Origin of the sequence: Aureimonas pseudogalii (assembly GCF_014196835.1) — a bacterium.
Taxonomy (GTDB): Bacteria; Pseudomonadota; Alphaproteobacteria; order Rhizobiales; family Rhizobiaceae; genus Aureimonas; species Aureimonas pseudogalii.
The window spans coordinates 228291-245845 of the sequence record NZ_JACIEK010000004.1; the positions used below are offsets into that span (position 1 = coordinate 228291).

At 65.7% G+C, this 17555-nt stretch carries 14 protein-coding genes; 4 read left to right on the forward strand and 10 right to left on the reverse strand.

All coding sequences use genetic code 11. The annotated features are described in order from the left end of the window. Positions 1-194: 194 nt before the first annotated feature. Positions 195-686, reverse strand: coding sequence for a nucleoside deaminase (locus GGR04_RS10790; RefSeq protein ID WP_183199881.1), 492 nt, complete (start codon positions 684-686; stop codon positions 195-197). A 361-nt stretch (positions 687-1047) separates the two neighbouring features. On the opposite strand from GGR04_RS10790, the gene GGR04_RS10795 reads away from it, so the two are divergent. Beyond that, on the forward strand, positions 1048-2070 hold the full coding sequence (locus tag GGR04_RS10795; RefSeq protein WP_246393099.1) for a sensor histidine kinase: 1023 nt from the start codon (positions 1048-1050) through the stop codon (positions 2068-2070). A gap of 1082 nt (positions 2071-3152) precedes the next feature. Further along, complete coding sequence (locus tag GGR04_RS10800) at positions 3153-4034, forward strand: hypothetical protein (protein ID WP_183199882.1); 882 nt, start codon at positions 3153-3155, stop codon at positions 4032-4034. 297 nt (positions 4035-4331) lie between these two features. Here GGR04_RS10800 and GGR04_RS10805 read toward each other — a convergent pair whose 3' ends face one another. From GGR04_RS10805 to GGR04_RS10830, 6 genes are all read right to left on the reverse strand, one after another. Further along, on the reverse strand, positions 4332-6215 hold the full coding sequence (locus GGR04_RS10805; protein WP_281383083.1) for a TniQ family protein: 1884 nt from the start codon (positions 6213-6215) through the stop codon (positions 4332-4334). A 53-nt stretch (positions 6216-6268) separates the two neighbouring features. Beyond that, on the reverse strand, positions 6269-7345 hold the full coding sequence (locus GGR04_RS10810) for an ATP-binding protein (protein ID WP_183199884.1): 1077 nt from the start codon (positions 7343-7345) through the stop codon (positions 6269-6271). Then, positions 7342-9360: a TnsB C-terminal domain-containing protein gene (locus GGR04_RS10815; protein WP_183199885.1), complete on the reverse strand. Its 2019-nt coding sequence runs from the start codon at positions 9358-9360 to the stop codon at positions 7342-7344. Before GGR04_RS10815 ends, GGR04_RS10810 begins: the two co-directional genes overlap by 4 nt. Before the next feature lie 264 nt (positions 9361-9624). After that, entirely contained in the window at positions 9625-10458 is an 834-nt protein-coding gene (locus tag GGR04_RS10820) for a hypothetical protein (protein WP_183199886.1), read from the reverse strand. 361 nt (positions 10459-10819) lie between these two features. After that, complete coding sequence (locus GGR04_RS10825) at positions 10820-11461, reverse strand: PIN domain-containing protein (protein ID WP_183199887.1); 642 nt, start codon at positions 11459-11461, stop codon at positions 10820-10822. Positions 11462-11464: 3 nt separating this feature from the next. After that, the gene (locus GGR04_RS10830) at positions 11465-12223 is read right to left on the reverse strand and encodes a hypothetical protein (protein ID WP_210291748.1); all 759 of its coding nucleotides are present in this window, start codon (positions 12221-12223) and stop codon (positions 11465-11467) included. Between the two features lie 502 nt (positions 12224-12725). Between GGR04_RS10830 and GGR04_RS10835 the strand changes: the two genes are divergently transcribed. Together GGR04_RS10835 and GGR04_RS10840 are read left to right on the forward strand one after the other, a co-directional pair. Then, positions 12726-13052 (forward strand): helix-turn-helix domain-containing protein, encoded by a 327-nt coding sequence (locus GGR04_RS10835; protein ID WP_312857439.1) that lies wholly within the window; start codon positions 12726-12728, stop codon positions 13050-13052. 452 nt (positions 13053-13504) lie between these two features. Then, positions 13505-14119, forward strand: a complete 615-nt coding sequence (locus tag GGR04_RS10840) for a hypothetical protein (RefSeq protein ID WP_183199890.1) — start codon at positions 13505-13507, stop codon at positions 14117-14119. Between the two features lie 93 nt (positions 14120-14212). Here GGR04_RS10840 and GGR04_RS10845 read toward each other — a convergent pair whose 3' ends face one another. From GGR04_RS10845 to GGR04_RS10855, 3 genes are all read right to left on the reverse strand, one after another. Beyond that, complete coding sequence (locus GGR04_RS10845) at positions 14213-16207, reverse strand: AAA family ATPase (RefSeq protein ID WP_183199891.1); 1995 nt, start codon at positions 16205-16207, stop codon at positions 14213-14215. Continuing rightward, a complete protein-coding gene (locus tag GGR04_RS10850; RefSeq protein ID WP_183199892.1) occupies positions 16207-16545 on the reverse strand; it encodes a hypothetical protein in 339 nt (112 codons plus the stop codon). Before GGR04_RS10850 ends, GGR04_RS10845 begins: the two co-directional genes overlap by 1 nt. A 64-nt stretch (positions 16546-16609) precedes the next feature. Beyond that, complete coding sequence (locus GGR04_RS10855) at positions 16610-17089, reverse strand: hypothetical protein (RefSeq protein WP_183199893.1); 480 nt, start codon at positions 17087-17089, stop codon at positions 16610-16612. Positions 17090-17555: the final 466 nt, after the last annotated feature.

Consider the following 17555-nt stretch of genomic DNA (forward strand, 5'->3'; position numbering starts at 1 on the left):
GCATCTCGGGCGGTTGCCTCGCCAGACGACCGGCGGCGGGCTACGAAGATAATGTCTACTATTTCACTAGAATGAAGACATGGTTGTGCTGTCTGGCCCTGAAAAGGGGGAAAGACATTCCGCATCGCGATGAGGCGGGGCAGGCGTCATCCGACGCGTTGCGGCCGTCCTCCCCGTGCAGCGACACCCACGGTTCAGCCGCCTCCCCGCGACACGAGATGCATCTGTCGGTGCAGGCCACGCACGCTTTCAGCGAGGTCTTCGACCGGACCATCCACTTTCAGATCGGGCACGATCTCATGGATCGATAGCGGACGAACCGACGCGGGAGCGACACCCATCTCGGCCTGCCACTGAGAAAGCTGCGCGGCCGACGAGGCGTAGACGATCCGGCCGAGGCCGACCCAACCATGGGCGGCCGAGCACATCGGGCAATGCTCCCCCGACGTGTAGACCGTCGCCGCGGCCCGCTCCTTCGGCGACATGCTCCCGGCCGCCCATCGCGCGATGGCGAACTCGGGATGCCGCGTGGCATCGCCGCCGCCGACTTCGTTCCGGGCTTCCAGCATCGCGACGCCGTTCTGCGAGACTAGAACGGATCCGAACGGTTCGTTGCCCGACCGCAAGGCCTCGGCCGCCAGTTCGATGCAACGTTCGAGGTGTCGGCGGTCCTGGTCGTCGATCATGATGGTTCTCCGGTGTGCGGCCGGCTCGCCGGCGGCGCCGTCGAGCCTCGCGGCGTGTTCCCTGCTCCAGATGGATCGACGCACGCCGACTGGAAGCCTCGGTCGCCCGCGCAGGCCTTGGGGGAGAGGCGTCATCCGAACCGCCGATCGGCCGTTCGTTCGAAGGATATCGGACGCCGTGAACCCTGTCGGCCGACGTCGCTGTTCGATCGCTCGAAGCGAGACGCCCGAACGCCGCGCGGGTTCGTCTCGATCGGCCATCGCGACAGCGACGAACGGAGAGGCGACGCGCTCGAAGCATCCTTCCGAGGACAGCCTCGCCAACGGTGAAGATGCCGCGCAAACCTGTTAAAGGTACTCGATGAACCTTGAAGCGGAAACGACCTCGTCCTCGGCCCAGCGGATGCCGCCTTGGGATGCCCAGCGGCTGCGGCGTGCCATCACGGCCGCGGGTGTCGCGTTGTGGTCGTGGAACGTGGACACCGACGAGCTCGATCTCGACGAGCACGCGACCGACCTCTGGGGCCTTCCGGCCGGCGATGCCGTCACGTTCGAGGATCTGTCGTCGCACGTCCACCCCGCAGACCGCGACCGCGTGCGGGCCGCGTTCTCCGCGACCCGGGCCATCATGGGGCCGTATGAAGTCGATTTCCGCATCATGATCGGCAACGAAGTGCGATGGGTCTCGGCGAGGGGGCAGGGCAGCGACGAGGGCATCATCAACCGGACCATGTTCGGTATCTTCCTCGACGTGACCGGGCGCAAGCAGGCGGAGGAGGCGAACGAACTCTTGGCCGGCGAGATGAGCCACCGGGTCAAGAACCTCCTCGCGATCGCCTCGGGTCTCACCAACATCACCTCGCGCTCGACGACGACCTCGGCCGAGATGGCTCGCGAACTGACCCAGCGTCTCGCCTCGCTCGGGCGTGCCCATGATCTCGTCCGGCCCCTTCCAGGCGGACAGGGCTCCGCCGCACTCCTCGGCGATCTGCTGACGGTCCTGCTGGCGCCCTACGACGATCTCGGCGCCTTCAGCGGTCGGATCCGCGTGTCGGTGCCGCGCATGGGCGTCGGCGAGGCCGCAGCCACGACGCTGGCGCTCGTGGTCCACGAACTCGCGACGAACTCGATGAACTACGGCGCCCTCTCGTGCGAGGAGGGCGCGTTGGACGTCGCCTGCGACTCGCCGGGCGAGGAGGTGGTGATCGTCTGGACCGAGCGTGGCGGCCCTGCCGTGAGAGGGCCGGAGGGAGCGCAGGGCTTCGGATCGAAGCTCGTGACGCGAAGCGTCTCCAGCCAGCTCGGCGGCTCCATCGACTACGACTGGCAGCCCACGGGTCTCGTCGCGACCCTGACGGTGCAGGCGAGTTCGCTCGCCGCGTAGAGGGCGGACCGTCCTCGTCCGGTTCGTGGCCGATCGGCCCACGACGCTTGTTCCGGTCTTCGCCTTGCCGGCAAACGTCGCTCGCTCCGTCAACTGCGGGGCGGCCGATACGGCCGTCTCAAGATGGCGCCGGTATCGAGTTCGAAGAAGCGGATCCTTCGGATCCATTTTATTCTTCAAACCATTCCTGCGCGCCGTGCGACGCGCAGGAACAGGTTGCCGATCCGCCTCATAGGTGGTGTCGCGATACCCAATGTTGTAAAACCACCTGCCCTCTACCCGTTGATATATATATGCTTTCAAGAACGGTGCGAATCGTCACCCCAAAGTTTTGTGGCGATCGGACGCAAAGTTGTAAACCCGCTCAAAGCCAGCCGATCACCGTTTAAGAATTTGGTCCTATTGATGCCGTCAGGCAATCCACGCGGGTTCGGTCAGGTGCAGTTTGCCGAAGCGTGGGGCGGCTTCGTTGACGAAAGGCATGCCACAGGGATGGGCTGCTAACGGCAGCAAGAAGCGCCAAGCGCCATGCAATGGCCGGTGCCAAGCGACACCATTAGAACCGGTCATCGGTCATCGCTCGGTGTCGTGCGGGACGCTGGGGTGCCTTCCGCGCGCTTCACCATGATTGAACCAGCGAAGCTTCCGTTAACGCCTCGTTGACCGCTTCACGGGGAACCGATCGCGGACCATTCCGGACCCTGGTAGGGAAGTCGGCATGCAGATCCGGTTCATATCTCAGCTCTGACTTCTTCGCCGCGGCCCATCCCGCGTGTCGTCGCCATTGCTCAGTGAGAACCTCGAACCGGAGCCCGTCATGAACATCGCCAAGCACATCGAAATCGCCGGTCGCGTCGTCCAGCCCTGGGTTCGGAGCTGTAAAATACCGCGAGCCTAGCAATCATAGCGTCGCGACCGCGGTCGCTCCAAGGGCGGAGCCTGCTTCAACCCGGACGCATGCCGAGCCGGCGCGAGAGCGGCTCGAAACCTTTCGTGCCCAAACGTTCCTCGCCACGAAGGCCTTCTGCCACTCGCCCCACGCGTGGTGCAACCGCAGCGCCGAGGCGGGTGTCACGGTCTGCGTGAAACTCGACGTTCCGCATCCGAAGCGGATCGCTTGCCGTTGGACGCCGCCGCAGATCCGCCGCGGCTCCATTGCCCCGTGCGTTCACCCAGACCAGCCGTTCAGCCAACCCGTCGCGAGAATGGCGACGTCGAGCTCGGTCCATGGCCGATCGGCGGTCGGCGATCCGAAACATGTCGCCGACAGCAGGGCTTGTCCCGGCTCGCGCGATGATCGGGCCGCCGGTCCAGTGCCACGGGGGAGCCGCACCGCGTCCGACGTGGTGACGGGCGACAAGGTGCAATTGCGCGCCAGGCGCCAGAAACCTCCGGACCGGCCTGTCGGTCCCGCACCTAGCGGGCGGACGCCGGTCGATCCGGCGGTCACCCTGGCAATCATCGTCAGCCAGACGTGCCACTCCAAAAGAGACCGAGGTCTCGCCGATGCTCTCTCCGATCAAGAGCATGTCATGCACAACATTCGGATTCTCCACCCCACGAACGGCACCTATGTCTACGGCCACGTCCCCGAGAAGAAGGCGAAGGGCCTCGTCATCCCGCCCGGGCCCGTCCTCCTCAAGCGCGGCCGGGACACGGCCTTCGGCGGTTTCGGAGCGTGTCACATCTGGGGTCGTCACGAGCGCGAACTGCGTCAGCGCGGCTGCACGGACGCGGCCGACATCCCGAAATTCGTGGCCAGCATCGTGTGTGCCGGATCACAGATCCATTGCGAGTTCGAGGAGATCGCGAGACTGAAGGTAACGGTCGTGCGCGAGCGGCTGGGCTCGGTCGTTCTCCAGTACAACGAACACGCCGAGACGCCGCATTACTCGGTCGTTACGGCATTTGCGAACCCTCGTCATTTCGGCAGCTACGTGGGTCAGATCCGCTCCACCCTTTGACGGGTCCACAACAGCAAGACGCCCGCGGAGCCGTTTCCAGCTTCGCGGGCGTCTTGCAACATGGCAGTAGAAGCAATCCCTTAGCTCAATGGGTCGGGATCCAACTCAATGTCCTGCCGGCAGGCCGCCTGTTCGACCTCATCGTCCTTTAGGAGGGCACTCAAACAGGGTGCGGTCTCCTAACACCTCTTTACGACACCGCCACCTTAGCAGGCGGACCTTCGGCGTCAATGCGATTGCCGGTTCATCCTTTCGCGATCACGATCGAGGCACGAAGAGATTTCTCAATCCCGAAACTCAGGACCGGCGTAAACGCGCCGCCCGGAGCGCAGAGGCCTTGTCGTAATCCCACAGCTCGTTATTCCGACCTTGTGCGACCTCTACGTCGGACCGGAAGTAAATGAAGCATCCAAACGTCTCTGAGTTCAACGCCTCCTGAACTCCGGCTCCACGAAGCAGCAGCATCACTCTCTTCCAATGGAGTCCGCTGCGCTGGCTAAGTTCGCCGAGGGTCACGTATCTCGAGCGAAACGCCTCCGCGCTTTCAGACGACACCACCTGCACCACGCGTCGGGCATCGGGATTGAACTGCTCAATTAAGGTGAGGTAGCCGTTCTCGATCAACGGCCCGATGGCTTCCCGGGCGAGGCCGGGCACGAACTCCAGCATTTTGAACTTGCCGATGCCGGTTCCCGCGGGTTCCGAACGGACCCGGGCGGTAATCTCATCCGCGTCTACAAGCAGCCTGTGGAAAGACATCGGACCCGGCAGGCGACCTTTCCAGGGTGGCTTGTCGCCAAGAACCAATTGAAGGATTCTTTCCTGCGAGGCAACTGCGCTGCGGCGCGCCTTCGCGAGGCTGACTTGACTCCCCGTGGCGCGAGGCACTTCGACCGCGCCTTCGAACATCCGCTCCATCATTCGGTTTACGGCTTCCGTCGTGAACTGATGCCTTCCTTTCCCGAGCTTGGTTTGCCCGGTCACGGTCTCAATCAATCCCGCTGCGGTCGCGGTCCTGAGGTATCCGATGGGGAACCCGGTCATAGCCGCGACGCCGCTGATCGAGATCGCACCCGTCAACGAGTAGATGGTCTCCGCGAATTCGTCGGGTGCGAGCGTCACTCGGTGGTCCGGCACCCCCGAGCGGATCCTGTCTGTCCAGTCTTCCTGCCGTTCGAGCAACTTGCGAACGGTCAGGGGATGGGCACCGGAAATCTTCGAAACGCTCCGAACCGTGTGGACGCGCTGCCGGTCGATGACGTGACCGAGCACGTTCGCTCCGACCTCGAGGGGAATCGCGCCGATGGCAAAATTCGCGACTAGGTCGCGCGGCTTCTCCCAGTCCGGCTCGTCAACGGTCCTAAGGAGTGTGTTGTACAGGTAGCCAAAGGTGTCTCGGAGACCCCAGACGCCTTTCGTGTTTGCCTGTGCCGAGTTGAGGAGCGCGAGAAGCTCGACGATCGAGCCTTCGCCGGAACTCGCCACCCTGAATCCCTCGTCCGCTGCGGCAGCCCACTGAAGTTCGGTGAAACCGCGCGTTTTCGTCTTGGGCGGGTGCATTGCCGAAATCCCGAGCGCCTCGCAGAACGTCATGCCGACGCGCAAGGGCATGCTGTCGAGCCAGTTGCCGGCGTTTCGCGTCCCGGACAGCCGAGAGATCGCCCAGTCCTGGAAAGGGGAAGGCGCCGCGTGCTCTTGCATTGCCTCGATGCCGGAAAGCTCGCGGTGAATTTCCGCCATCGTCCCGCAGAAGTCGGGGGCGTGATGGTGTTGCTGGACGGAACGCCCATCCGCCAGCAACTTACCATGCCGGCCGCACGAACGAAGGCTCAGCAGCAGCCACTCCGTGCGGAGCCACGGACGCCCAGCACGCGGTCCATCGAATGTCTCGATGTCTGCGAGGACACAACTTGGGCAATACCTGAAGAACGTACGCATAACCGACAGTCGGTACAGGGACTCTCCGGCAAGCTCCACATAGCGTTTGTCCACCCCGCGCCGCGGCGAAAACGCGACGAGGTCTTCTGCCGCAGCGCCGGCGAGTTCCGCGAGTTCTCGGACCGTCGCGTCGTCGCTTCTGCGGATGCCATCGCCGGGCAGCCCCATTTCCCGAAGGAAGCCGGACATGGGCCGGCCGTTCACGGCCGCCAAGCGGGAAGCGTACGACAACGCCCCCTGCATCGGTTGCAACGGGTGTTTCCATGACAGACGAGCGGGTGCGTGGAGTTCCCCGATCACTTCACCGTCTCGATCATGAAGAGGCCCTGGGGGAGGTTACGCCAGTCCGCACGGAGGAAGGGGTTCATGTCGTCCTGTCCCCGAGCCTGGGAATGGAGCAGGTACGCCTCGACGAAGTGGTTCCGTTCGAGGGCGACGGCACCTTTCGTAAGAGCGACATGGATGGCGGAGAGAACGACCTGTGCGATGCGGCCGTAGCGGTACCTTGCCGCGTGGGCGACCCTGTCCGGAACGTCCGACGCGGAGACTTCCGTGGCGTTGATCGACACGGAGCCCGCCAACTCGGAGATGATCTTGATGACGAGGTGACGCTCGTCGGGCATGTCGACGTCCTCCAGCGTGAAAAACCAGTTTCGCCGTTCGATTTGTTCGTCCTTGATCGCCAACTCATTCGTCTCGGGCATGCCGGACAGGATGAAGCTGACGGGCCAGTCCGGGTTGTTCATCACCCCCTTGAACGCCTTCGCCACGTTCTTTCGCTCCTGGTTGGCCTCGGTGTTGGTCAGGAGATGCTGCGGCTCGTCGATGTGGATGATCATCACGTTGCGGTGGTGAAGCTGCTGCGGGAGGATGTCCCACGTGTTGTGCTTCTCGAGGCCCTGCTTCACGGGGTATCCGGCCGCCCTCAGGATGTTCCAGCCAAGGGTCTTGAGGATGACCGGCCCCTGTAGCTTGATTGAGATCAGCGGTTGCACTGTGCCGTACGACATCTTTCGCTTCTGAAGCTTCGGATACTTGGCGATCAGGTTTTTCACGATCTCGGTTTTTCCCGCGCCGCTCTCGCCGGTCACGAAGAAGCACCGCCCTTCGTCGCGCTTTCCGTTGCGCCGCGCCGAAATCATCTGGAGGAACATGTCGAACTCCTTCTTCAGGAGCGTCTCCCTGCCGCACGGGACGTAGACGTCCTTCACCCGCTCCAGCGCCGCGACGATCCGCGGCGAATCTCCCGGGAGACCACTGACGAAGTCGGCGAGGAAGTCGTGGTCGTGGTCAGCCTCGGCCGACCGTTCCTCCGGCTCCGGCATCGGGTCGGTCGACGCGGCGGACTCCTGCGAGGGGCGGCGCGACTTCATTCGTCTTCTCCGTAGGTGTTGATCGATCCGCCGTACGACCGCGACCGCGGCTTCTTCCGGGTGCCCTTGTCTGGTGCCTTGGTCTCGGACGCGACGATCTCGCCGTAGCTCTCGGATTCGACCGTAGTGGGCGTCGCTGAGTGCTTCACCTTCCCGGTGGCCGCCAAGGACTTTCGGTCCTTGAGGTTCAGCATTGCGTCGAGCTGCCCCTGAGTGAACCCGTAGACGGGGATGTTGGCCCGACGCATCGCCTCGAGCCCCTTCTCGAAAAGCTCCGCTTCGCCCTTGAGCCGGATCTCGCGACCTTCCTTGCGCTCGGCTTCCACGAACTCCCGCACGTCCTCCCTGGCGGCGAGGATGTCGCCGAGCGTCTGGTCCTTGGCGACGTCGTCCACCGTGCGCAGGACCATGAAATCGCCGTCGGGCATGCGCGGGTCGCCGATCGCGCGCTTGGGAAGCTTCAGGAGGATGGAGGTCATGTCGAACGGGTCGACGACGATCTCCACCTTCGCGTTGCCGACGATCTTCAGGAGTTCGCCGTAGGCGTTTTTATCGCTAACGAGATAACGGAGGTCGAAGAGGCGGATGCCCTCGCGCGACATCGTCCTGTTCACGCGATAGCCGAACGCCACCTTGAGTTCCATGTCGGAGTGGGGCGGCTCGAGACCATCGGCCGCCAATCGCCGCCAGGTCGCATACGGGCTGGAACCCTCGAGGCCCCGGTGCTCGGCGTGATGGTAGACGTCGACGACATAGCGGATGAGAAGCGCGTAGAGTTCCTCTACCGTGAGCGACGCCGCCTTCTCGGCCTGGTAGTCGCCGCGCTCGACGACGTTTGCGAAGGCCTGACCGGAGAAGTTGCGGCAGAAGACCTTGAACCTCCTGAAGAACGACTCGACCGTTCCGCGCATCCGGGGATCCTGGTCGGGCACCGTATGGCCGGCACGGCTCCGCCGCACGGCCATCTGAAATTCTTCCCTGAATGCCGGTCCCCCGTCCGTGGCGAAGTACTCGCCACGACCGAACATCGGCCAGTCGCTCAGGCACCCGAGGTACTTCGCAAGCGGTGTCTGGTCGACGCAGGTGCTGCGAAGCACCGTCTTGGATGTCGCTCCCGAGGGTGAGCCCGTCGTGACGTTGAGGCCTACGACAGCGCGGGTGGCGACGTCGATCGCGACGGTCAACGTGCAGCGGACGCGGGGAACGGCCTTCCGTTTCGCCGGATCCATAGCGCGCCAAGCCTTCGACTTGACCACGAGGGCGTGAAGGTCGAACTCCCAGTCGTCCATCTCGATGCGCTCGAGCGGCCTCGTGACGGGAAGGCCGACGCCTGAGAGGGCGAAGGCCCTGAGCGCCCGGTCGAGCCCGTCCCGGCCGGCCATGACGAGGAAGGGGTCCAGCTCTCCGATGCGTCGGCGGAGCGCCTTGTCGCTGACCTTCAAGGGGTTGTCGCGACGGTCCCGGTTGACCGCCTCGAGTTCGCGCTCGATGAACTTCTGGAGATCCTTGATCTTGAGCTTGAGCGGGGTGCGATAGTAGTCCAGCGCCTTCTTGACGGCGTCGGACACCAGGGGGTGGAGCTGGTCCCTGTTGCCGCAGTTTTTGTATTTAGGGTTGAAAGCGTCGTCCCGTTCGTGCTCGGCGTGCCAGATCGCGAGCCACTTGTAGAGCGTAGACCAGCTCGGGTAGTCGAAGTCCTTCCGATCCCGGTCCTTGTAGATCCGCCCGGGGCGGCGGCGTTCGCCGAAGGTGTCGAGGAACCAGCGGTCCATCGAGTCACGCTCCTCGGCGATGAACTGCGTCAGTCCCTCCTCGGTGAGCTTGACCTGCTCCCTCGTGAGGTCCACGCGGCGCAACATGAACCTCCTGACCCACTGGAGCTTCCACTCGACCGTCTGAAGGGCGGCCTTGCCGAGTCCCTTGACGTTCGAGTTGTCGTGCCGAAGGCGCATCATGGCGAGGGAACTCGACCAGTACTCCCTGTCGACCCTCATCCGGACGTTGGGCCCGGCCATGAGGCCGGTGATCTCCGTGTCGGAGACGTCGACGTAGTGGTCCTCGATGGTGTAGCCGACGACGAGTTGCAGCACGTGGCGTCCCGCGTGCCTCTTCACGGCCCGGTAGTGCGCCCCGTCGATGACCAGCCGGTCGTGCCTTCCGAACTTGAACGCCCTCGAGGATCTCATGCCCGTGTTTCCCTGCCCCCTGTCGAATCCTTTGTTCTCCCCCGGGGTGACGCACTTACCGGGATGAAACCCTGAGATGTCGTGAACGGCTGATCACCCGTCCGTGTGGATGGTTACGAGGGTCTCCGGGTCGATCCTGACGCCCGGCTCGAGACGGACGGTGCCGCTCTGGATGAGGACGATCGCGGCCCGGTAGCCGCGACGGCCGAGACCCGCCCGCTCCGAGAGGTCGCGCATAGAGATGACGGTGCCGTGGGGAGGCAGGTCCGCCCGGAGCGCCGCGATGCCGACAGCGTCGTCGCCGCAGGCGACGTAGTTGATCTCCCGGGCGTTCTCGAGGGTGACCTCGTCGAAGTGGTTCTCGTGCAGGAGGCGCCAGTCGTCGGCGACGCGGGTCTGGCGCCCCTCGAAAATCCCCTCCAGCCTGCCGCGCGTGTCCTTGCGCAGCGCGTCCGCCGCATACTTGGTCTCGCACGCGGACGTGATGCCCGACGTCCAGTCGACCACGACGTCGAAGGTGTAGTGGCGCCCGCCGCCGTTCGCGTCGACGTAGCGGATCTTCTGTTGCTCGCGCACGGCCTTCACGAAAGGACTAGAGATCAAACACTGGAGCTGTTCGCGCTCGTTGCGGCTTTCGAAGCGGACCTCGACCCTGCGGAACGGGTCTGGAACGAAACCGACCTGCGATCCGCGCGACGCCGACATCAGCTTGCGCGAAGCCACGCTTTCCTCGTAGTCCGTCGCCCGCGGGATCTCGTCGCCCGGGAGGGTCAGGTGCTCGCTATTGTCCAGCTCCGCGGAACGGTCGCGCCGGCGCCGCCCCGGTTGGACGCGGGGGCGGAAAAGCCGAAACGGCGCTTGGCGAGGCTGGCGCGCAGCAGGGATTGACGGGTCGACATCGTCGAGGCTCCTCGTGACCGACCCCATGAGCGGGATCGGGCGGCACCGACAGGGATCCCGAGGACCCATGCCGCGTCGTGACGGGCGGACGGATGTCCGCGGTACGTCAGTCGGCTATGGCGAGGAGATTGGGGTGAGCGATCGCACCACGGGCGGAGTCGAGGGTGTCGTACATCATGACGTCGCCTTCCGTGGTTGGGACGCCGCTCGGGTCGTCCTTGGGTCTGCGTCTGACCGGGAGTGTTCCCCGTCGCTCTTCTTGGCGGGTGGCTGGCGCTTGGCGGGACCATGTCGATCCCGCGGGCGTTCAGATCCAGTGCCAAGTCCGCCACCTTGCTCAACTCCGCCCTTAAGGCGGGTTGCGGAGATCGTTAAGATTGTCGCCATCCTACGATTTAGCCGGTTCCGAACAGGCGGGGGCTCGCTCGATCCAGCTCTGCCGTCCCGCCGTTATCCGGTGAGTTCGGTGCGTTGTCGCGAAGAGTTCGGAAGAGCGCCGCAGACTTTTCGGGACGGCTGCGGAGCCGGACGGCGGCTGAACCGTCCATTCGCCGGTCGCCGGGTGCAGCACGCCCGGCAGCGTGAAATGGCCCGCGATCAACAGGAAGTCCTTGGAGTTCATCGTCACGATCACGGCGCCGACGGACATCGCAGTGGCGGCGATCGTGAGGTCCTCGCCGAAGCGGGGCTTGCGGGCGTCCGGCTTTGCGGCGAAGAAGCCGCGCAGTTCCGGGGTGGCAAACATTCTCGCGCGTTGCCTTGCGGCCTCGACGGTCGGCAGCAGCACCCGGAACCGGCGGTTTCGGAGGACGCCCAGCAGGTTGCGCTCGAACGTGTCCGCGTGAGGAGAGCCGCCGCGCCTGGCAAGCTCTACCCCGAACTGCAATTCAAAGACGGTGCTCCAGGAGACGGCGAGCGTCCCGGGCTCGGCGCGCGCGAACCATTCGGCGACCTGTGGATCTGGGTTCGGCCTCGACAACGTCGACACGACGTCGGTGTCGAGCAGATGAAGGCTGGTCAGCCTGGACATGGGTCAGCTCTTTCCGCTCGTGGACGGCGCGAGGTGGTGCGCCGACGACGCGGAGGGCAGGGTACCGCCTGCCTGATTGGCTGCGGCGTTCCTGGGTTTCCAGACGAGCATGCGCGTGACCGGGTCGACCTCCATGTCGCAGAGCAGGGCCATCGGGATCCCGGTCAACGAGCTGCGCGCGACCCAGCCCTGCCGTACGGCGCGGACGTCGGCCAAGCCGAGCCGAGCCGCAAGGTCCCCGACCAAGCTGGACGAGGGCGGCCCCGCCGACGGATGCGTCCGCAGCGACTCCGCGTATGCCGCCCGTTCCTCGGAGCTGGCCGGCCGCAGCACCTGGACGACGCCGAGGTTCTTCCGGAGCTCCTCCTCGGTCCAGATCTCGTAGGTCGCGCCTCGCGCCAGGCACTCGGCCTCGATGCGGCCCCGGACTCCGGCAAGCGTGGGGTCCGCCCGCAGCTTGGCCGCCGACGTGGCGTCGACGAACGTCTTGTGGCCGCAGGCCCAGACGACCGCGACGGCCGGCACATGCACGTGGGGCTTGCCGGTGAGCCCGTCGATCCATTCGAACGTCTCCGGCCTGCGGGTGACGGACCGGACGTCGTTCGCGCGGAGCATCACGTTCGCCAACTCTTCGGAGTGCCGGCGCCGAAGTGCCGGCAGGGGCGTCTTCGCCGATACCTTCGTCCGGTCCTTGGCGACCCGGGCCGTCCGTCGCTCGCGGCGGGATCGGCCTTCGGCGGGGGATGGCTTGTCCGTGTTCATGCGCATCGTGAGTCCTTTCCCGTTTCGGGCGAGCGAAGGCGGCCGCGGGCTTCGGGCGGCTACGCTTCGTGGGTGGTGGAGGAGGGGTCGCAGAGATTTCCGCCGCGGCCGGGTGGCCGCCGTGCATCGGGGAATGCGCCGCCGGCAAGGCAACGGTGCTCCACGCTCATCGGAGAGCTGCATTCGTCGAAGCAGTCCCGGATTCGTTGATGCGGGTTGTCGCCTAGAGACGCCCGATCAGGCTATATGAGGGACTTGAAAGTTCGGCGCCCGACAGGACTCACGGGCATACCGCGGCCGTTGCCGAGGCTGAGCGCCGACCGACCGACGGGACGGAGCGGGAGGAGGGGGAGCGTCGGAATGCGAGTTGCGGACATGCGGAAAGACCTACGCTGAACACAGGGGCCACCCTTCGCCGGACCGAAAAGCCCGAGCGTCAACTTGTCGAAAAGCTGCGAACTCCATTGACTAAAGTCAACATTTTGTAAGGTTTGAGTCAACAGTGATTCGATCGAGCACCCAAAAGGAAATCTCGCCTGCGCCAAGTCTGTCGCTTCTGGCGCCCCATCTGGCGATCGACGGCGCGGCATGCCGTGCGGCTCGGGCAATGCTCGGCATCTCCCAGACCCGTCTATGCGAACTCCTGGGCTTCAGCCGGAACCTGGTGAACGAGTTCGAGAGTGGTTCGCATATCCCCCGCGCGGGCAACGTCGCGCGCATCCGGGAGGTTCTTGAGGCCGAGGGGGTCGTTTTCGTCGATCTCGGGAACGGCTCGTCGGCGGTGGGGGTTCTGCGGGACGTGCGAAGCGGCGGCGGGAAGCCGGCTTGAAGCTCGCGGATTTCGCATCGCGAATCTTTTGACGGCAGGAAAGGATCGACAGCGTCCCGGGCTTGATCGGCCAAGCACCTGCGAAGTCAGGATCTGGAAAGCATTACCGCCGCCAACGGCCCACGGGGGGCGGCCGGAGGGGCGCGTACCCGGATGTCCGATCAACCTCGCTTCGGATCCGCGTGCCGCGACAGGCAATGGGTTGCTCGATCCGCCTTGCGTGTCGGTGCGTCGCTCGGGCCGCTCGACGGCGCACCATCGGTTCCGACGCCCCGAGCGGCGTCGACCCGGGCACGACGGTAGCCTCCGTTCCCTCCGGAGACGGAAAGCGCGGAAAGTCGTTTGCGCTTCGAGACCCCATGTCTCGTAAAGGGCTTTCGCCTGACGAAGGGCCGACGCTTGCCGTTGTCCCTTTCCTCGCTTGCCTCGAGGCTGTCTCGAAGGAGACCGTCATGGCACAGTCCGGCAATTTCGACGAGATCATCCGCTCCGCGGACCCGTCACCGCTGTTCGAGTCCACCGCCTTGGAGGACGAGGTGGAACGCCATGTCTTCGACGGGCACGAGGTGGCGATCCTCTCCGCTATCCTCCACGGCAAGCGGGGGCTGTTGGGCCCGGGCGGCGGACACGAGCTCGTCGTCATGAATGGCTGCCACTGGTACTCCGTTGACGTGCCCGGAGGCTTGGCCGCCGCAAGGGGCGCGGCGTCGAGGCTCGTCGCACCGACGTTCCTCTCGAACGGCTTGCGCATGATGCTGGACAAGCGGACGGTCCACCTCAGCGAGGATGTTGCGCTGGCGACAGCGGAGACGACGATGTCGTTCTACGTCCTGCACGTCTGGTCGGTCCCCCGTGACTCGGCGTTCGCCACGCAGACGAGCTACCGCCTTTCGCTCTGTCCCGGGATCATCGTTCCCCTCGGCGAAAAGGAGCGGAACGAGGACTGGACCAGGAAGGGCAAGACCGCTTGGCTGGCCAAGATCATCGACGAGCGGGAAAGGGCGTTCAGCGCCCTGGCTGCCGAACTCGGAGCGCCATCGGCCGACGGCGCTCCCTCGGTTCGGTAGTCGGAAGCCGCGAAAGAACGTGCCGCACAAGACCGCCGGGACGCCAGTACGACGCGGGCGGGCGAAGCTGCCGTGACGACGCCGGCGCCTTCGCTATCCCCGAGTGTTCGGGCCATCCTCGGACTGGGGCTTCCTGGGTTCCGCTCCGCGATGCCCCACCGTCCATGTCCCCGTGCTTGCGAGACACTCCGCCACCGCTTCAACCTCCGCACGTCGCTCGGCGACGATGGCGCGCGCCTGTCCGAGTGCTTCCTGGAGAACGGACTCGACCCTTGCTCGGGCGATGGGATCTGCCTCCAGCCTCCGTGCGATCGCCTCGGGGGAGGGCGTCTCGATGGTCAGGAGCGCGTTCCCAAGACCCAGTGCCAGCTCAAGCTTGCCGATGAGGCCAGCCGCTTGGGAGAGATCCGATCCAGCGGCTCCGCCGCAGGTGTCGCCGCACGCGCCAAGGACGACCTCTTCCGCTGCCATGCCCGCCAACATGGTCGTGGCAACCGCAAGATATGCGGGTCGTGTCCGGTCGAAGCCTTCCACCTGCGCGAAGTCCGTTCGGTTCGACACGTTGTTTCTGACTTCGCGGGTGACGCTTGCCCGCACCGGCACGCTTCCCGACGTGCCGGCCAGGAAGGCGCCCACGACGACGTGTCCGGCTTCGTGGACGCAGATCCTGCGGAACAGCGCGTCGCCCATCCGCACCGGCGGCGGCAGGCTGCCGAGCAGGTCGCCCTCGGCCAGCGCGCGGCGGGACGTCCGCGCCGCCCGGCGAGCGACGCGGACGAGCTGCTCGATGTCGGCGCCGGTCATGCCCTCGGTCAGACGCGGAACGTCGAGGAGATCGGCTTCCACAAGCTCGCCGCGAAGGTGGTGCAGGAGAATGTGCTTCCGGGCGCTCTCGTCCGGCATCGGGATGTGCAGGTGTCGGTCGAGGCGGCCGGCCCGTCGGATGGCGGGGTCGATGAGTTCGGGATGGTTCGTCGCGCCCACGACGACGACGCCGGTCCTTGCCTCGGCGCCGTCGAGGCATTCAGGGAACCCGTTGATCACCTCGCGGGTGTAATTCGCGTTGTGGTCGCTGGCGTTCGCGCGATCGCCGAAGGAATCGAGCTCGTCTACGAACAGGATGCTGGGCGCCTTCGCCTTCGCCTCCTCGAACGCGCCCCGCATCTGCTCGAGAAGCTTGTTGAGGTAGCCAGCGGCCTGCCAGCGCGCCAGCGAGTGGACGAACACGGGCACGCCGCATGTGCGGCCAAGGGCAAGCGCGAACGTCGTCTTTCCCGTCCCGGGTGCCCCGGAGAGCAATGCGCCGCGGTCGACGTCCGACCACGCGATGTGGCCGGCGGCATAGTCCGCGAGATCGACGGCGAGGGCCTTGCCCCAGTTCGACGCGTCGCCGAGACCGTGCAGCTCGTCGAGGGTCGGGCCGGGCGGGACGCCGTCGTTACGGACGACCTTCCGAACGGAAGACTTTTCCCTTGCGGTTGCCCTCTCGGCGGCTGTCGCGGCTTCGATCCGACCCGCGAGCGAGATCGCAGACCGCAGGGACCGGCCGCTCTCGAGGAGGAGTGTGAGGAGGGGCCACGGCACCGACGAGATGTCCTCGATGTCCTTTGCGGTGGGGTTGCGGCCTCCGGGCACCTGGAGCGCGACCGCGCGCAGGAGGTCGTCCTCGGGCCAGGGAAGCATGGCGACCCCGTCCACCAACTCGGCGACGTGCGGAGGCACCGCCTCGACCAAGTCGTAGAGGAAGCAGACGTGTTGCGAGGCATGCAAGGAGCGGATGAGGCTCGTCATGTCGGGCGTGCGGTCGGCACGGGCCCCGGTTCGGTCCTCGACCCGGATGCGGTTGCGCGGCGGCTTGGCCTCGCGGAACAATGCCTCGATGGCGTCCTCGAACAGGCCGGCCTCGCTTTCGCGAACGCCAGCCAGGGCGACGATGCAGGGCGCTCCCGAAAGGACATGTTGCAAGCCGGCCGCCCGGAACGCGCGCTTGACGAGAGCGGTGGCGAGGAAGGCGCTGGGGTCGAAGCGCTCGGCGTGCACCTCGACCAAGCCGATATCAATCGGCTGGTACCTGTCGAGCCGGGCCATCAGGATGCGCCTTTGACGACAGGAGCGTGTTCACCGAGTTGGTAGAGGCGCGAAAGGGTGCGCGCATACCCATGGGAGGGGGCGTGGATCCAGAGGTCGGACGTGAACCCCGCCCGACCCGACCGGATCTTCGGGTGGCCGAGGAACTGGCCCATGAGGCAGGGCGAGCGGCGGTAAGCGAGGGCCCACTCTTCGAGGAGGGGCGCCGACGAGATGGCGGAGCGGCCGGGATGCCGGCCGTCCGCCAGCGCCTCGACGTCGGCGACGAGGCGCCGGAGAAGGTCGAGGTGTTCGTGGAGCTGGAAGGGTTTGCCGGAGGGCGGGACGAGGATGGCCATGGACGGGTCTCCGATCGCCGGCCGCAGTGCGGACCGGTCGTCGCGGAAGGGAAGGGGCGAAGGGTCAGGCTTCGCGCCGTATCACCCTCGTGCGGGAGCCGATGGGTTCGTCGAGATCCACGTCGACGGCGGGGGCGAGCGCCAGCGCCGCGACGACGGCGACGGCGGCGGCGACGGGGCGGCTCATGTGGCGCAGGATGCCGAGGCACTCGGCGAGCGTGACCGACCCCTCTTCGTCAAGGACGGCGAGGAGGCGGATCCGGTCGTCGAGCGACACGCGCCAACGGGCGAAGGGCAGGATCAGCTTCGCGTTCTGGAGGCGGACCGGATCGATGTCGCCCGGCGTCACGATTCGGACGGCAGAGGGGATGGGTCTGGGACCGGGACTGGTCTCGGAGGCTGTCTGGAGGATCAGGTGCTGCTCGTCGAGGGCGCCGTACGTGACAAAGTTCGCGAGCCGGGCGCCGTCCTCGATCAGGACGTTGCAGCTCCAGTGATCGACTGTCGGGTCTACGTCGAGCGGCCGCGCCATGTCGATCGCCATCGCGGACGTGAAGACTGGCTCGCCCCGGCATCTCAGCAGGCGGTAGTTCTTCCCGTCGTCTTTCCCGAGCAAAGGTGAGCCATGCCACGTCGAGGCTCGTGCACTGAAGTCTGGGGATGTGTCGTCACGCATGGACGTGCTCCGCGTCGGACGGGGCATCGCCTCGCGTCCGTCAGCCTCGGTAGGGGCTCGCGGTCAACGTATCTCGTGCTGGCGGTCGACTCGGCGCGCCTCTGCTCGGCGCCGGGAGCGCAGGCAGGTCAGCGACGGAGCCGATCGATTTTGCATGGCGGAGAACGTACGTCCGGGCGGAGCGGGGAGTCAACACGCCCGCGCCATTGCGCATGTGCTTGGGACGGCACTTTGTTTGACGCCGCCTAGCGCCAAACGGTCCACGTCCCACGTCCTTCGGTCAGGATCGTTCCCCTCGCGAGACAGCCGATGGACAATCCCGCCGGATCTTGGC

Excerpts from the sequence above, each read along its gene's own strand:
- GGR04_RS10795 (WP_246393099.1), top strand. The coding sequence starts at position 1,048 with ATGAACCTTGAAGCGGAAACGACCTCGTCCTCGGCCCAGCGGATGCCG.
- GGR04_RS10810 (WP_183199884.1), bottom strand. The coding sequence starts at position 7,345 with ATGAAGTCGCGCCGCCCCTCGCAGGAGTCCGCCGCGTCGACCGACCCG.
- GGR04_RS10845 (WP_183199891.1), bottom strand. The coding sequence starts at position 16,207 with ATGGCCCGGCTCGACAGGTACCAGCCGATTGATATCGGCTTGGTCGAG.
- GGR04_RS10790 (WP_183199881.1), bottom strand. The coding sequence starts at position 686 with ATGATCGACGACCAGGACCGCCGACACCTCGAACGTTGCATCGAACTG.
- GGR04_RS10840 (WP_183199890.1), top strand. The coding sequence starts at position 13,505 with ATGGCACAGTCCGGCAATTTCGACGAGATCATCCGCTCCGCGGACCCG.
- GGR04_RS10830 (WP_210291748.1), bottom strand. The coding sequence starts at position 12,223 with ATGAACACGGACAAGCCATCCCCCGCCGAAGGCCGATCCCGCCGCGAG.
- GGR04_RS10855 (WP_183199893.1), bottom strand. The coding sequence starts at position 17,089 with ATGGCGATCGACATGGCGCGGCCGCTCGACGTAGACCCGACAGTCGAT.
- GGR04_RS10820 (WP_183199886.1), bottom strand. The coding sequence starts at position 10,458 with ATGGGGTCGGTCACGAGGAGCCTCGACGATGTCGACCCGTCAATCCCT.
- GGR04_RS10805 (WP_281383083.1), bottom strand. The coding sequence starts at position 6,215 with ATGCAGGGGGCGTTGTCGTACGCTTCCCGCTTGGCGGCCGTGAACGGC.
- GGR04_RS10815 (WP_183199885.1), bottom strand. The coding sequence starts at position 9,360 with ATGGCCGGGCCCAACGTCCGGATGAGGGTCGACAGGGAGTACTGGTCG.
- GGR04_RS10850 (WP_183199892.1), bottom strand. The coding sequence starts at position 16,545 with ATGGCCATCCTCGTCCCGCCCTCCGGCAAACCCTTCCAGCTCCACGAA.
- GGR04_RS10825 (WP_183199887.1), bottom strand. The coding sequence starts at position 11,461 with ATGTCCAGGCTGACCAGCCTTCATCTGCTCGACACCGACGTCGTGTCG.